This window comes from Amycolatopsis sp. MtRt-6, assembly GCF_017308975.1.
Lineage (GTDB): Bacteria > Actinomycetota > Actinomycetes > Mycobacteriales > Pseudonocardiaceae > Amycolatopsis.
In genome coordinates this window covers 220,704-234,164 of the sequence record NZ_JADWPD010000003.1, presented here as the reverse complement: position 1 = coordinate 234,164, position 13,461 = coordinate 220,704, and the positions used below count along the sequence as shown (strand labels likewise).

General features: G+C 71.7%; 16 protein-coding genes. 9 read left to right on the top strand and 7 right to left on the bottom strand.

Going from position 1 to position 13,461, the window contains the following annotated elements:
* Positions 1–31: 31 nt before the first annotated feature.
* The gene (locus I4Q55_RS07380) at positions 32–1,420 is read left to right on the top strand and encodes an NAD-dependent malic enzyme (RefSeq protein ID WP_206785261.1); all 1,389 of its coding nucleotides are present in this window, start codon (positions 32–34) and stop codon (positions 1,418–1,420) included.
* A 400-nt stretch (positions 1,421–1,820) separates the two neighbouring features.
* Here the strand turns inward: I4Q55_RS07380 and I4Q55_RS07375 are convergent, their stop codons facing one another.
* Together I4Q55_RS07375 and I4Q55_RS07370 are read right to left on the bottom strand one after the other, a co-directional pair.
* Positions 1,821–2,231 (bottom strand): type II toxin-antitoxin system VapC family toxin, encoded by a 411-nt coding sequence (locus I4Q55_RS07375; RefSeq protein ID WP_206785260.1) that lies wholly within the window; start codon positions 2,229–2,231, stop codon positions 1,821–1,823.
* Complete coding sequence (locus tag I4Q55_RS07370; protein ID WP_206785259.1) at positions 2,219–2,485, bottom strand: type II toxin-antitoxin system Phd/YefM family antitoxin; 267 nt, start codon at positions 2,483–2,485, stop codon at positions 2,219–2,221. Before I4Q55_RS07370 ends, I4Q55_RS07375 begins: the two co-directional genes overlap by 13 nt.
* Positions 2,486–2,562: 77 nt before the next feature.
* Here I4Q55_RS07370 and moaC point away from each other — a divergent pair, with 77 nt between their 5' ends.
* Together moaC and I4Q55_RS07360 are read left to right on the top strand one after the other, a co-directional pair.
* Positions 2,563–3,033, top strand: coding sequence for a cyclic pyranopterin monophosphate synthase MoaC (gene moaC / locus I4Q55_RS07365; protein WP_013230248.1), 471 nt, complete (start codon positions 2,563–2,565; stop codon positions 3,031–3,033).
* Complete coding sequence (locus tag I4Q55_RS07360; RefSeq protein WP_206785258.1) at positions 3,030–3,950, top strand: molybdenum cofactor biosynthesis protein MoaE; 921 nt, start codon at positions 3,030–3,032, stop codon at positions 3,948–3,950. Before moaC ends, I4Q55_RS07360 begins: the two co-directional genes overlap by 4 nt.
* Here I4Q55_RS07360 and I4Q55_RS07355 read toward each other — a convergent pair.
* The gene (locus I4Q55_RS07355) at positions 3,937–4,386 is read right to left on the bottom strand and encodes a nitroreductase/quinone reductase family protein (RefSeq protein WP_206785257.1); all 450 of its coding nucleotides are present in this window, start codon (positions 4,384–4,386) and stop codon (positions 3,937–3,939) included. The genes I4Q55_RS07360 and I4Q55_RS07355 overlap by 14 nt on opposite strands.
* Before the next feature lie 53 nt (positions 4,387–4,439).
* Between I4Q55_RS07355 and I4Q55_RS49020 the strand changes: the two genes are divergently transcribed.
* Complete coding sequence (locus I4Q55_RS49020) at positions 4,440–4,901, top strand: MarR family transcriptional regulator (protein WP_307793146.1); 462 nt, start codon at positions 4,440–4,442, stop codon at positions 4,899–4,901.
* A gap of 85 nt (positions 4,902–4,986) precedes the next feature.
* Here I4Q55_RS49020 and I4Q55_RS50105 read toward each other — a convergent pair whose 3' ends face one another.
* The 3 genes from I4Q55_RS50105 to moaA form a co-directional block, all read right to left on the bottom strand.
* Positions 4,987–5,622: a transglycosylase family protein gene (locus I4Q55_RS50105; protein WP_206785256.1), complete on the bottom strand. Its 636-nt coding sequence runs from the start codon at positions 5,620–5,622 to the stop codon at positions 4,987–4,989.
* Between the two features lie 830 nt (positions 5,623–6,452).
* Positions 6,453–6,713: a MoaD/ThiS family protein gene (locus tag I4Q55_RS07340; RefSeq protein ID WP_206785255.1), complete on the bottom strand. Its 261-nt coding sequence runs from the start codon at positions 6,711–6,713 to the stop codon at positions 6,453–6,455.
* Between the two features lies 1 nt (position 6,714).
* Positions 6,715–7,722 (bottom strand): GTP 3',8-cyclase MoaA, encoded by a 1,008-nt coding sequence (moaA, locus tag I4Q55_RS07335; RefSeq protein ID WP_206785254.1) that lies wholly within the window; start codon positions 7,720–7,722, stop codon positions 6,715–6,717.
* 137 nt (positions 7,723–7,859) lie between these two features.
* Here moaA and I4Q55_RS07330 point away from each other — a divergent pair, with 137 nt between their 5' ends.
* The 5 genes from I4Q55_RS07330 to I4Q55_RS07310 are packed head-to-tail and all read left to right on the top strand — an operon-like array spanning position 7,860 to position 11,533.
* Entirely contained in the window at positions 7,860–8,339 is a 480-nt protein-coding gene (locus I4Q55_RS07330) for a MarR family winged helix-turn-helix transcriptional regulator (RefSeq protein WP_206785253.1), read from the top strand.
* A 33-nt stretch (positions 8,340–8,372) separates the two neighbouring features.
* On the top strand, positions 8,373–8,777 hold the full coding sequence (locus I4Q55_RS07325; protein WP_091318504.1) for a molybdopterin-binding protein: 405 nt from the start codon (positions 8,373–8,375) through the stop codon (positions 8,775–8,777).
* 59 nt (positions 8,778–8,836) lie between these two features.
* Entirely contained in the window at positions 8,837–9,643 is an 807-nt protein-coding gene (gene modA / locus I4Q55_RS07320) for a molybdate ABC transporter substrate-binding protein (RefSeq protein WP_206785252.1), read from the top strand.
* A 58-nt stretch (positions 9,644–9,701) separates the two neighbouring features.
* Positions 9,702–10,469, top strand: coding sequence for an ABC transporter permease (locus I4Q55_RS07315; RefSeq protein WP_206785251.1), 768 nt, complete (start codon positions 9,702–9,704; stop codon positions 10,467–10,469).
* Positions 10,466–11,533, top strand: coding sequence for a sulfate/molybdate ABC transporter ATP-binding protein (locus I4Q55_RS07310; protein WP_206785250.1), 1,068 nt, complete (start codon positions 10,466–10,468; stop codon positions 11,531–11,533). The genes I4Q55_RS07315 and I4Q55_RS07310 overlap by 4 nt, the downstream gene beginning before the upstream one ends.
* Positions 11,534–11,535: 2 nt before the next feature.
* Here I4Q55_RS07310 and I4Q55_RS07305 read toward each other — a convergent pair whose 3' ends face one another.
* A complete protein-coding gene (locus I4Q55_RS07305; protein ID WP_206785249.1) occupies positions 11,536–13,311 on the bottom strand; it encodes a multicopper oxidase family protein in 1,776 nt (591 codons plus the stop codon).
* Between the last annotated feature and the right edge of the window lie 150 nt (positions 13,312–13,461).

The window sequence follows — 13,461 nt, the reverse complement described above, 5'->3', positions numbered from 1 at the left end:
CCCACCTTTCCCACCACACGGGGGTAGTGCCATGCCGGTTCCCGGTCCCGGATATTCGATCACCGTCCGGGTGGAGGCCCCGGCCTCGGTCACGGCGGCCGGCGACCTGACCGCCGCGGTCGGGCGCGTCGGCGGCGTGCTGACCGCGTTCGACGTCGTGGAGTCCCACTCCGACTCGATCGTGGTCGACATCAGCGCCAACGCGCTGTCGGAGAACCACGCGAACGACATCACCCAGACGCTGGACTCGCTGCCCGGCGTCAAGGTCCGCAAGGTCTCCGACCGGACGTTCCTGATCCACCTCGGCGGCAAGATCGAGGTGACGCCGAAGGTCGCGCTCCGCAACCGTGACGACCTCTCCCGCGCCTACACCCCGGGCGTCGCCCGCGTCTGCCAGGCGATCGCCGCGAACCCAGAGGACGCGCGCCGGCTGACCATCAAGCGCAACACGGTCGCGGTGCTCACCGACGGCTCGGCGGTGCTCGGCCTCGGCAACATCGGCCCGGCCGCGGCGCTCCCGGTGATGGAGGGCAAGGCGGCGCTGTTCAAGAAGTTCGCCGACGTCGACGCGTGGCCGGTCTGCCTGGACACCCAGGACACCGAAGAGATCATCATGATCGCCAAGGCGCTGGCCCCGGTGTACGCGGGCATCAACCTCGAGGACATCGCGGCCCCGCGCTGCTTCGAGATCGAGAAGCGCCTGCGCGAGCAGCTGGACATCCCGGTGTTCCACGACGACCAGCACGGCACGGCGATCGTGGTCGTCGCGGCGCTGCGCAACGCCCTGCGCGTGGTGGGCAAGAGCATCGAGGACTGCAAGATCGTGGTCAGCGGCGTCGGCGCGGCCGGCTCGGCGATCATCCGCCTGCTGCTGCAGAAGAACCCGGGCGACATCGTCGCGGCGGACATCGACGGCATCGTGCATTCGGCGCGCGGCAACCTCGACGAGAACCTGACGTGGATCGCGTCGCACACGAACAAAGAGCAGGTCAGCGGCACCCTGCACGAGGCGCTGGTGGGCGCGGACGTGTTCATCGGCGTCTCGGCGCCCAACCTGTTCGGCGCCGAGCAGGTGGCGACGATGAACAAGGACGCGGTGGTCTTCGCCCTGGCGAACCCGGACCCGGAGGTCGACCCGCTGGAGGCGCAGAAGCACGCCGCCGTCGTGGCCACGGGCCGCAGCGACTTCCCGAACCAGATCAACAACGTCCTGGCGTTCCCGGGCGTGTTCCGCGGCCTGCTGGACGCCCACGCCCACAACATCGACGACAACATGCTGCTGGCCGCGGCCGACGCGATCGCGGACGTGGTGGACAACGGCAAGCTGAACGCGTCGTTCATCGTGCCGAGCGTGTTCGACAGCGCGGTGGCGCCGGCCGTTGCGGAGGCGGTCCGGAAGGCCGTGCTCGCGGAGCGCTGAGGCGGGTTTCCCGCGGCACCTGATCGATGCCGGCGGCGGCCCTCCCGGCGACGGGTGTGGCCGCCGCCGGCATCGGGAGCGCCCGGCCTCGGCTGACGGCTCACGCATTCAACGCTCGCGAGCGTTGAATGCGAGGGAAGCCGCTTTCCGCGGCAGCGGACCGATTTCGAAGGCGGCCCTCCCCAGACGGGTGGGGCCGCCGTGGCATGGGGAGTGCCTGGCCCAGCCGAGGCGGCGGCAAGCGGCGCTCGCGGGCATTGGACCCGAGGGAGCCCGCGGCCTGCTGCCCCATCGGCCCCACCTGTCCGAATCCGCGGCTTGCCCGCCGGTCCGGTGTCCCGAATGAGTCATTCGCGACACCGGGAGGGCTCGTCGTCCGTCGGTCTCCCCGGCGCGGGTCTCAGCGAACCCGTTCCAGCAACCTCACCTCCACCTCCGGCAGGTCGTCGAAGCGGGCCTGGCCGTCTGTGGTCACCAGCGTGCGGCCGGTGGCACGGGCGGTGGCCGCGATGATCAGGTCGTGCGCGCCGCGGGCCTGGCCTGTCCGCCGCAGGTGGGCCAGCAGCTCCGCGTGGTGCTCGACGACGCTCGTCGTGTAGTCGACCACCGGCGTGACGGCCAGGAACTCCGCCAGGAACGCGCTGTGCGCCGCCCGGCGGGCCGGGTGCGGGTCGAGCCGCAGGCCCACCTCGTACTCGGTGACCACCAACGCCGGGACGGCGACGTCGTCCTCCTCGCCGATCGCCCCCGGAGGCAGCCGCTGCCGGGCGGCGTCGATGAGGATGCCGGTGTCGAGGATCAGTCGCGCCACGGGTCGCCGTCCAGCTCGGCCGACGCCGTCTCGCGGACTTTCGCCACGTTTTCCTCGAACCGGTCGTCGGTGTCGAGCTTTCCGGCCCAGCGGTGGAACACCGCGCACACCTCGGCGCCGTTCGCGCGCGGCGCGGGCACGATCAGCGCCACCCGCCTGCCGTTGCGGGTGACGACGATCGTTTCGCCCTTCTCCGCCTCGTCGAGGACCGCGGAGAACGACCGGGAAGCTTCGGATGCGGTCAGTTCCAGCACCGGTTCAGATTATCTGATTCCGGAGTTCCGAACCACCCTCGGCGGCATCACCCGATGGGCGGAAGTAGCCTCGGGCTGTGAGTGAACTCAGCCACGTCGACGCGACCGGTGCCGCGCGGATGGTCGACGTCTCCGGCAAGACCGCCACCGCGCGCACCGCGCTCGCCGCCGGGACCGTGCGGACCACCGCCGAGGTGCTCCGGCTGCTGGCCACCGACGGCCTCCCGAAGGGCGACGCCCTCGCCACCGCGCGGATCGCCGGGATCATGGGTGCCAAGCGGGTGCCCGAGCTGATCCCGCTGTGCCACCAGATCGCGCTGTCCGGGGTCAAGGTCGAGTTCACCCTCGGCGAGGCCGAGGTCGGCATCCGCGCGACGGCGAAGACCACCGACGTCACCGGCGTCGAGATGGAGGCGCTGACCGCGGTGGCCGTCGCCGGGCTGACGCTGCACGACATGATCAAGGCCGTCGACCCGGCGGCGACGCTGGACGAGGTCCGCCTGCTCCGCAAGGACGGCGGCAAGACCGGAACCTGGGAGCGGCCGTGAAGCGCAGCGCGCGCGTGATCGTGGCGTCCAACCGCGCCGCGAAGGGCGTCTACGAGGACAAGACCGGCCCGGTGATCGCCGCCTGGCTGGCGGACCGCGGGTACGACGTGCCGGCGCCGGTCGTCGTCGAGGACGGCGACCCGGTGGGCGTCGCGCTGCGGGCCGCGCTGGCCGACGGCGTCGCCGTGGTGCTCACCACGGGCGGCACCGGCATCTCGCCGACCGACCGCACCCCGGACGTCACCCGCGCGGTCCTCGACCACGAGCTGCCGGGCGTCGCGGACGCGATCCGCGCGGCCGGCCTGCCCCAGGTGCCGACGGCGGTGCTGTCGCGCGGTGTGGCGGGCGTGGCGGGCCGGACCCTGGTCGTGAACCTCCCGGGCTCCAGCGGTGGCGTCAAGGACGGCCTGAGCGTCCTGGACGGCGTCCTGGAGCACGCCGTCGACCAGCTGGCCGGGGGCGACCACCCACGGCCGGCCGCGGCGGCTCCCGCGGTGCGTGTCGCGCGAGCGCTGGTGACCGAGGAGCCGCTGTCGGTCGAGGAGCACGCCCGCCTGGTCGAGGACGACGCGGCGGGCGCGGTGGTGACGTTCGCGGGCGTGGTCCGCGACCACGACGGCGGCAAGGGCGTCCGTGACCTGACGTACGAGGGCCACCCGAGCGCGGGCCAGGTGATCGCCGACGTCGTCGCGGACCTGTCGGCGCGCTGGGCCGGCGTCCGCGCGGTGGCCGTGAGCCACCGGCTGGGGGCGCTGACGATCGGCGACGTCGCCCTGGCGTGCGCCGTGGCCGCGGAGCACCGCGGGCAGGCGTTCTCGGCGTGCTCGGAGCTCGTGGACGAGGTCAAGGCGCGGCTGCCGGTCTGGAAGCACCAGCACTTCACCGACGGCACGGACGAGTGGGTCAACTCGCCGTGATCCGGAACGCCGCGACCCGGTCGGCGGCCGCGGCGAACTCGTCCGGATCCGGGCCGGTGACCAGGCCCAGGTGGACGAACATGGGCACCCCGTGCGGCACCTCGCGCGGGAAGGCCCGCATCACCCGCGCGCGGACGCCGGGCTCGGTGACCTCGGTGAGCGTCACGGCCTGCCTCCGGCGTCCGTAGGCCAGCTCGCCCCGGCCGGCGGCGCGGACGTTGCGCGCCCAGTCGCCGTCGGGCAGCCCGGCGATGACGTACCGCTGTCCGTCGACGGTCAGCGGGGAGACCGGAGTGGGCCTTGGCGCGCCCGAGCGGCGGCCGGGGACGGTCAGGACGTGCACGGTGCCCAACCGCAGCCCCAGGCGCGTCAGGAGGCGCACGAGGCGGTTGGCGGGGCGGAGCCAGCGGGGCAGGGTCCGGCGGGTGCTCGGCACGGCAAATCCTTTCGACGATCGAAATACTTACCGGCCAAGGTAGACTCTTTCGAGTGTCGAAGCAATCATTGGTCACCGAAGCAGCCCACGCGGCAGCGGCGTTCGGCGCGGCGAACGACGTGGTGGACGAGGCCGCCGCGACGGCGTTCGGCGTCAACCGCACGGACCTGCGCATCATCGGCCTGGTGGCGGCCGCGGGGGCGTTGACGGCGGGGAAGCTGGCGACGGAGGCGAGCCTGAGCCCGGCGGCGACGACGACGGCGATCCAGCGCCTGACGAACGCGGGTCACCTGACGCGTCGCACGGACGCGGACGACCGGCGCCGGGCGGTCGTGGAGCTGACGCCGAAGGCGGCGGAGCTGCTGGAGGAGGTCTACGGGCCGATCGAGCGGGCCGGCCGCGCGCTGCTGGCGGAGTACGCGCCGGAGCAGCTGGAGCTGGTGATCGAGGTGCTGCGGAAGGGCGAGCGGATGCAGCTCGCGGAGGCGGAGCGGATCCGGGAGCGGAAACCGTGAAGGGCTCCCACCGCCCGGGGGATCGGCGGTGGGAGCCCTGTCAGGTCACGGCTCGAGGCCGGACTCGCGCATCACTGCGTGATCGTCACTTGGTGGCGATCTTCTGCCCGACGAGGATCAGGTCCGCGTTCGGGATGTACTTCGCGTTCAGCTCCTGCAGCTTCTGGTAGCCGCCCTGGACGTTGAACTGCTTGGCGATCTTGGACAGGGTGTCGCCCGCCACGACGGTGTAGTCACCGGCCGGGTTCGAGCTGCTGACACCGGTCGCCGCGGGGGCAGCCGGGGCCGCCTTCTTCGGGGCGGTCGCGGTCGTGCTCTTCTTCGGGGTCACCTTCTTGGTGGTCTTGCCGGTGGCCTTGGGGGCCGCCGAACCGCTGCCGCCCTTCTTGCCACAGACCGGCCACGCGCCGATGCCCTGACCCTGCAGGACGCGCTCGGCCACGGCGATCTGCTCCTCGCGGGAAGCGTTCGCCGCGCTGCCGGTGCCGCCGTAGGCCTTCCAGGTGCTCTGCGAGAACTGCAGGCCGCCGTAGTAGCCGTTGCCGGTGTTGGTGCTCCAGTTGCCGCTGCTCTCGCACTGCGCGATGGCGTCCCAGTTGGTCGCCGACGCGGGGGTCGCGGCGATCGCGAGGGGAGCGCCGACCGCGATGCCCGCGATGGCGACGCGAGCGACGGTGCGGGTGGCAGCGGACATCTTGCGGTGCTTGCCTCGGTAAGACATTTGGATGCTTCTCGGTTTCCCAGCGCCTGCGAACCGGTGTGCGGGTCAGGATCGGGGTCCTGGCGCCGGCCATCTCAGACCGGCAGACGAGTCCGACGCACGGCGCGTCTTCGTCGTCCCCTCGTCCCTGTCCGGAAATGCTTTCGCTCGGGGTATGGGTCCGGGTATCCGTTGGACAGGGCTAGGCGCTACGGATTCCCGGTCTTGCGTCGGTCGGTCGGGGCCAACCGAAAAGCGACGGTACGTAACGATGGCCGTGATCGGAAATTATTCGGGGCGTGACCTACGTCACAGTAACGGCGCGGAACCCCCGTCGATACGGCTGTTTTCGCAGGTCAGGGGGCCGTTATCTGGCCGTTTCCTACCCGAGATAAAACACAGATCGTGAGGCTTGCATCACGTGTTTCGCGCAGCGAATGGACCATTCGTGCCGTCCGGTTCGCGATTGAAGCGCGCATCTTATGACTCTCGGGGGGACTGCGCCAGACTTGACAATCCTGCCTCAACTGCCCCAGGAGTCACAGCAGTCCCACCTGTTCGTGGGGTTTTCCGCCCCGGTCGGAGCGACGGTGGCCGCCGGGTTCGCGTCCCGCGGTCGACGCAGGGCGACGGACCAGGTGAAACAGGTCACCGGACGGGTGGCGATCAGCTTCTCGCGAACACCCGGATTCGGTGAGGCGCCACGCCGAGGCTCGGCGACGCACGTCGCCGAGCGGTCGGCCGTCGTACCCGAGCGGTCGCCGTTCTACAGGGAGGGCGAAGTGGGGACGCCTCCGCCGGACGGAGCACCCGCTTGCAAGCTTCGGCCCAAGCCCGGCCGACCCGGCGGGTCAGCCGCCGGCGAAGGGCGGGAGGACGTCCAGCTCGGCGCCGTCGCGCAACGTACGGGTCAGGTCGCGGACCGCGATGCCGTCCAGCAGGTAGCTGACCGCCTCCAGCAGGCGCGGCAGGGACGAAGGGTGCAGGCGGGCCAGCTCGGCCACCGCGTCGGCGACCGACGCCCCGGCCGGCAGCTGCACCTTCTCCTCCTCGACGCCGGCCGCCGCCCGCGCTGCCGCGAAGTACCGCACCGCGATGGTCACCGTCGTCATCTCAACCGCCGATCGCGCTCATCGGCCGGATCGGCTGCGCGAACCCGGCGTCGTTGATCTCGTGGCCGGCGAGCTTGCCCCACATCGTCGCCCGCCAGGCGTCCGCCACCTCCTCATCGCGCGCGCCCGCGCGCACGAGGGACCGCAGATCCGTCTCGTCGTTGCTGAACAGGCAGGAGCGCACCGCGCCGTCCGCGGTCAGCCGCGTCCGCTCGCAGGCCGAGCAGAACGGCCGGGTCACCGACGCGATCACGCCGACGTCGCCCGGGCCGCCGTCGACCAGCCAGCGCTCGGCGGGCGCCCCGCCGCGCGCCTCCGAGGCCGGTGTCAGCGTGAACGCCGAACCGAGCAGGCCCAGGATCTCCGCCGCGGTGATCATCTCGCCGCGGTTCCAGCCGTGCTGGGCGTCCAGCGGCATCTGCTCGATGAACCTCAGGTGGTAGCCCTGCTCGAGGCAGAACTTCAGCAGCGGCACGGCTTCGGTCTCGTTGAGCCCGCGGATCAGCACGGCGTTGACCTTCACCGGCGCCATCCCGGCGTCCCGCGCCGCGGCGAGGCCCGCGATCACGTGCGAGAGCCGGTCGCGGCGGGTGATCGTCTTGAACAGCTCGGGGTCGACGGTGTCGAGCGAGACGTTGATCCGGTTCAACCCCGCCTCGGCGAGGCCCGCGGCCCGTCGAGCCAGCCCGATCCCGTTGGTGGTCATGGACAACCGCGGCCGCGGCGACAACGCCGTGATCCGCGCCACGAGGTCCTCGAGGCCCGGCCGCAGCAGCGGTTCCCCGCCGGTGAGCCGGATGTCGGTGACGCCCAGCATTTCGACGGCGATCCGCATCAAGCGGACCAGCTCGTCGTCGGTCAGCACCTGCTCGCCCGGCATCCAGTCGAGGCCTTCCGCGGGCATGCAGTAGGTGCAGCGCAGGTTGCACCGGTCCGTCAGGGAAACCCGCAGATCGGTGGCCACCCGGCCGAAGGTGTCGATGAGATGGGGGTTCTCGGGCCTGGGCACGCGAGATGACCCTCGTGTGCGGGGGACGCGAGGAAACCCGAGATCCACGGCTGTCATTACGCACAGCGTAGCTCCGGAACGGCCCACTAGGATACTTTGCGCAGTGAGTTGTTCAGTGAGCGAACCAACGAGGACTCGTGACGGAAAAGACTTACCCGGTCACCGAAGAGGAACTCTTCCGCTTCGCGGAATTGGGTCGCCAGGGCAGCACGTTCACCGTCCTGCGCCACGCCAGGATCGCCGAGCGGATGGGCCTGTCCGGCACTGACCACAAGACGTTCGACCTCGTCATCCAGGCCGGCGGGCCGCTCACCGCCGGCCGGATCGCCGAGCTGACCGGCCTGTCCACCGGCGCGGTCACCGGCGTCATCGACCGGCTGGAGAAGGTCGGCCTGGTCCGCCGCGTGCGCGACCCCGAGGACCGGCGCAAGGTGCTGGTCGAAGTGGTCCCGGGTGCGGCCGAGCGCTTCGCGCCGCTCTTCGAGTCGGCCTTCGGCACCCTCCGGGAGCTGCTCGCGCAGTTCTCCCCGGCGGAGCGAAAAGTGATCGAGCGTTATCAGAATGTCATGCTCGACGAGCTGCGCGCCGAAGTCATGGGCAATTCGCGCCCGGCGTAGCTTTTCCTCAACTGCGGAGATAACGTCAGCGGCATGCCGCAATTTCGGTTGTCCGAGGCCGCGCGCCTGCTCGGGGTCAGCGACGACACCGTCCGGAGGTGGGTGCGCGCGGGTCAGCTGACCGCGACCGACGACGCCGCCGGCCGCAAGGTCGTCGACGGCGCCCAGCTCGCCGGGTTCGCCCGGGCGCAGGCCGCCGCGCCCGACGACCCGTCGGCGGTCGGCCGGTCCGCCCGCAATAGGTTCGTGGGGCTGGTCACCGAGGTGATCACCGACAAGGTGATGGCCCAGGTGGAACTGCAGTGCGGGGCGCACCGCGTGGTGTCCCTGATGAGTACGGAAGCCGTCCGCGAGCTGGGCCTGCGCCCGGGGGTGCTCGCGGTCGCGGTGGTCAAAGCGACCACTGTGGTGGTGGAAACACCGGAAGGAAGTCGATGAAACACCTCGCTTTTCGGGGGTCCGGGTGGCGGAGCCCCCGGCCCGGGGCGAAGCCCCGGATGACGCAGCTCGCTCTCGCCGTGGCTGCAGTCGCCCTTTTCGCGGGCGCGTGCAGCAGCTCGGACGAGCCCAGCACGCAGCCCGGCGCGTCGGTCACCGCGCCCGCGCCCAAGGGGGCCGCGAAGGCCGGTGGCGGCACACTGACCGTGTTCGCCGCCGCGTCGCTCACCGAGTCGTTCACCGCGCTCGGCAAGGCGTTCGAAGCCAAGCACCCCGGCGTGACCGTGAAGTTCAGCTTCGCGGGCTCGTCCACGCTGGTGCAGCAGCTCACCAACGGCGCGAAGGCCGACGTCTTCGCCGCGGCCGACCAGGCCACCATGGACAAGGCGGCCGAGGACGGCGTGGTCGACGGCCAGCCCGCCGTGTTCGCCACCAACAAGCTGGCCATCGCCGTCGCGCCCGGCAACCCGAAGAACATCCGGACCTTCGCCGACCTGAACAAGGCCGGCCTGAACGTGATCACCTGCGCCCCGCAGGTGCCGTGCGGGGCGGCGACGAAGAAGGTCGAGACGGCCACCGGTGTCACGCTCAAGCCGAAGAGCGAAGAGCAGGACGTCAAGCAGGTGCTGAACAAGGTCGCTTCCGGTGACGCCGACGCGGGCCTGGTCTACGTCACCGACACGACGTCGGCCGCGGGCAAGGTCGACAAGGTCGACTTCCCCCAGGCGGCCCAGGCGATCAACAGCTACCCGATCGTCGCGGTCAAGGGCGGCCAAGCCGACCTGGCGCGCCAGTTCGAGGAGTTCGTGCTCGGCGCCGAGGGCAAGACCGAGCTGACGAAGGCCGGGTTCGGCCCTGCGCGGTAAGCGGCTCCCGAACGGCCGGCCCGGATCCGTCCCGGCCGGCCGTTCGCGCGTCCCGTGGGTGCTGGGCATCCCCGCCGCGCTCGCGCTGGCGCTCGTCGTGCTGCCGGTCGTCGGGTTGCTGGTCCGCACGGACCTGACCCGGCTGCCCGCGCTCATCGTGACGCCGTCGTCGCTGCACGCGCTGCGGCTGTCGCTGGTCACCGCCGGGCTGTCCACGGTGGCCTGCGTGCTGCTCGGCGTGCCGCTGGCCGTCGTGCTGGCCAGGGCGCGGTTCCGCGGCGTCCGGCTGCTGCGCTCGATCGTGCTGCTGCCGCTGGTCCTGCCGCCGGTCGTCGGCGGCCTCGCGCTGCTCTACCTGCTCGGCCGCAAGGGCTTCCTCGGCGCCCTGATCACCGCGCTGACCGGGGAGTCCGTCCCGTTCACCACGGCCGCCGTCGTCATCGCGCAGACGTTTGTCGCGATGCCGTTCCTGGTGATCAGCCTCGAAGGCGCGCTGCGCGGCTCGGGCGACCGCTACGAGCAGGTCGCCGCGACGCTCGGCGCGCGCCCGTGGACGGTGTTCCGCCGGGTCACGTTGCCGCTGCTGCTGCCCGCGCTCGGCTCCGGCGTCGTCCTCAGCTTCGCCCGCGCGCTCGGCGAGTTCGGCGCCACGATCACCTTCGCCGGCAGCCTCGAAGACGTCACCCGCACGCTGCCGCTCGAGGTCTACACCCAGGCCGAAGTGGACATCGACAGCGCCGTCGCGCTCTCCCTGCTGCTCATCGTCGTGGCGATGGCCGTGATCGCCGTCGCACGGCCGCGCTCGTGGGAAGGCGGCCTCCGGTGAGCCTGACCGCCCGGATCACCGCCGTGCGCGGCTCGTTCGACCTGGACGTCGCTCTCGACGTGCCGGCCGGGCACGTGCTGGCGCTGCTCGGCCCCAACGGCTCCGGCAAGTCGACGATCCTGGGCTGCCTGGCCGGGCTGATCACGCCGGCGTCGGCGGAGATCACGGTGGCCGGCCGCGCGCTGGCCGGCCTGCCGCCGCACGGCCGCGGCATCGGGTTGCTCTCCCAGGACGCCCTGCTCTTCCCGCACCTTTCGGCGGCGGACAACGTCGCGTTTTCGCCGCGCTCCACCGGCGCCGGTCGCCGCGCCGCCCGGGAGCGCGCGTTCTCCTGGCTGGCCGAAGTGGACGCCGTGGCGCTGGCCGACCGGCGGCCCGGGCAGCTGTCCGGCGGCCAGGCCCAGCGCGTCGCGATCGCCAGGGCGCTGGCCGCCGAGCCGGACCTGCTGCTGCTCGACGAGCCGTTCGCCGCCCTCGACGTCGACGCCGCGCCGGCGATCCGCGGCCTGCTGCGGCGGGTGCTCAAGGCCGGGCCGACGACCGTGCTCGTCACGCACGACCCGCTGGACGCCCTCGCGCTCGCCGACCACGTCGCGGTGCTGAACGACGGCCGGGTCGTCGAACGCGGGCCGACCCGCGAAGTGCTTTCGGCGCCGCGGACGGCGTTCACCGCGCGGATCGCGGGCCTCAACCTGGTCGCCGGAACCGCGGTCGCCGAAGGCCTCCGGACGGCGTCGGGTGAGGTCGTCAGCGGCCTCCCGGCGGCCGACGTGGTGCCGGGGGAGGCGGCGGTGGCGGTGTTCCCGCCCAACGCCGTCGCCGTCTACGCCGGTGCCGGCGAGCACCGCGGCAGCCCGCGCAACACGACCGACGCCGTCGTCGCGGCCCTGGAGCCGCACGGGCCGGTGATCCGCGTCCGGGCCGAGGGCGACGGCTGGGCGCACGGCCTCACCGCCGACCTCACCCCGGCCGCCGTCGCCGAGCTGGCGCTGGAGCCCGGCTCGGCGGTGACGTTGTCGGTGAAGGCCGCGACCGTGGCGATCCACCCGGCCGCGGCCTCCTGACCTCAAGCGGCTTCGTGGTGGTGGCCGCCGCCGGGGTGGGCGTGGAACTTCGCCACCTCGGGCGGGTGCACGACGAACGGCCGCATCATGCCCTCGTCCTCGTGGTCGAGGATGTGGCAGTGGTACATGAACTGGCCGGTGCCGCCGCCGAACTGCCCGGCCACGCTCACCCACTCGCCGGGGTTCACGATGACCGTGTCCTTCCAGCCTTCCTCGTACTTCTCCAGCGGGACGTCGGTGAAGCCGTCGATCGGCGTCGTCGTCCGCTCGCCGGCCTGGTCGAACGTCGTCGTGAAGCGCCGCCGGAACAGCGCCTGGAACTCCGTCAGGTGGATGTGGATCGGGTGCGCCGGCCCGCCGTTCGCGACGTGCAGGATGTTCCACACCGCCCACCGGTCGTGGTCGATGAAGATGCCGGTGGTGTCGTCGAAGATCCGCCCGATCATCCGGAACGTCTTCAGGCCGCCGCTGGGGTCCTGGACCTGGATGATCCCCGCGCCGCCCGGGTCCGCCTCGACCTCCTCCAGATCCCACATCTCCGGGTGGCCTTCGGCGTTGAGCAGCAGCGCGATCCAGACGTGGTCGTGGTCCTCCGGCAGCGTCGTGCCGTGCTGCAGGCGGACGTACGACGTCGAGATCTGCTCCGGCAGCCGGAACGAGTCCTGCTTGGCCCGGCCGTCGACCCGGAACTCCATCAGGTCCGGTTCGACGACGCCGAGCCGAGGGTCGGCGTTGCGCAGCTTGAGCTTCTGCCCCTTGAAGCGGCTGAAGTCGATGAGGACGTCGAAGCGCTCGGCCGGGGCGACGGTCAGCCCGCCGGCCGGCAGCGGCGCCGGCGCGGGCAGCAGGCCGCCGTCGGTGCCGATGAGGCGGACGGCGTCGTTGACCGGCACGTTGTTCTCGTCGACCAGGTTGAGCGTGTAGAACCGCGCGTTGGCCGCGTTGAGCAGGCGGAAGCGGTACCACCGCGGGTCGACGTCCAGGTGCGGCCAGATCACGCCGTTGACCAGGGTGAACGGCCCCGAGAACGGGATCGCCGGGCCGTTCGGGATGACCGGGAACTTGAAGAGCAGCTGCCCGGTGAGCGTGCCGGTCGCCGGGTCGACGTCCAGGTTGCGGTCGCTGATGATCAGCGGGATCTCGCGGTCGCCGTGCGGCAGGCCGAGCGCGTCCTCCTCGTCGTCGCGCAGCAGGTACATCCCGGCGAGGCCGGTGTGGACGTTGAAGCGCGTGATCGCCATGGCGTGGTCGTGGTACCAGAGCGGCATCGCCGGCTGGCGGTTCTGGTACTCGGCCAGCTGGGAGGTCCCCTTCAGGCCGGCGTTGTGCGCCCAGCCGTCGTTGCCCGCGTTGGTGCGCGCGCCGTGGAGGTGGACGACCGTCCACGCCGGCAGGTCGGCGACGCCCTCGACGATCGAGTAGCCCGGCTTGTCCAGTTCGCGGCCGGGGCGGCTGGTCGGCGCGTCGGCGATCGGCCCCTGAACGGCCACGAGCGGGAACTCGCCGTCGATTTCGTTCGACCACGAAATCCGCAGCTGCCTGCCGCTGCGCGCTTCGATCGTCGGACCCGGGAAATGCCCGGCGTACGTCCACAACGTACTTTCGGGCAATTCCGAGTGCAGTCGCTGCCGCTGGGTGATCATCGGAATGGTGATCGTTTCCCGGCCGCGTGGCCGGAACACGGGTGGAATGCGCAGCGGGTCGAGGAACTTGGTGAGTCCCCAGTTCGGCGCGGTGATCGGCTCGGCTGTCGCCGGGCGCTCGATGATTTCGGTCATAATTCTCCCCCTTCGGTGCGGGGGCAGGAAGAATTGCGCGGCGGCACGCATGCCGTCGACGTCGAAAAGTATTCCCCCGAACCCCCTCGGTGACCGGGCGCGCGACTCCCCTCGCGTTACCGGCAATTCCAACTGTAGCCCTTTTCGGCG

Coding starts and splice junctions, on each gene's coding strand:
- I4Q55_RS07380 (WP_206785261.1), top strand. CDS start 32: ATGCCGGTTCCCGGTCCCGGATATTCGATCACCGTCCGGGTGGAGGCC.
- I4Q55_RS50105 (WP_206785256.1), bottom strand. CDS start 5,622: ATGTCTTACCGAGGCAAGCACCGCAAGATGTCCGCTGCCACCCGCACC.
- I4Q55_RS07340 (WP_206785255.1), bottom strand. CDS start 6,713: ATGACGACGGTGACCATCGCGGTGCGGTACTTCGCGGCAGCGCGGGCG.
- I4Q55_RS07325 (WP_091318504.1), top strand. CDS start 8,373: ATGCCGCAATTTCGGTTGTCCGAGGCCGCGCGCCTGCTCGGGGTCAGC.
- modA (WP_206785252.1), top strand. CDS start 8,837: ATGACGCAGCTCGCTCTCGCCGTGGCTGCAGTCGCCCTTTTCGCGGGC.
- I4Q55_RS07305 (WP_206785249.1), bottom strand. CDS start 13,311: ATGACCGAAATCATCGAGCGCCCGGCGACAGCCGAGCCGATCACCGCG.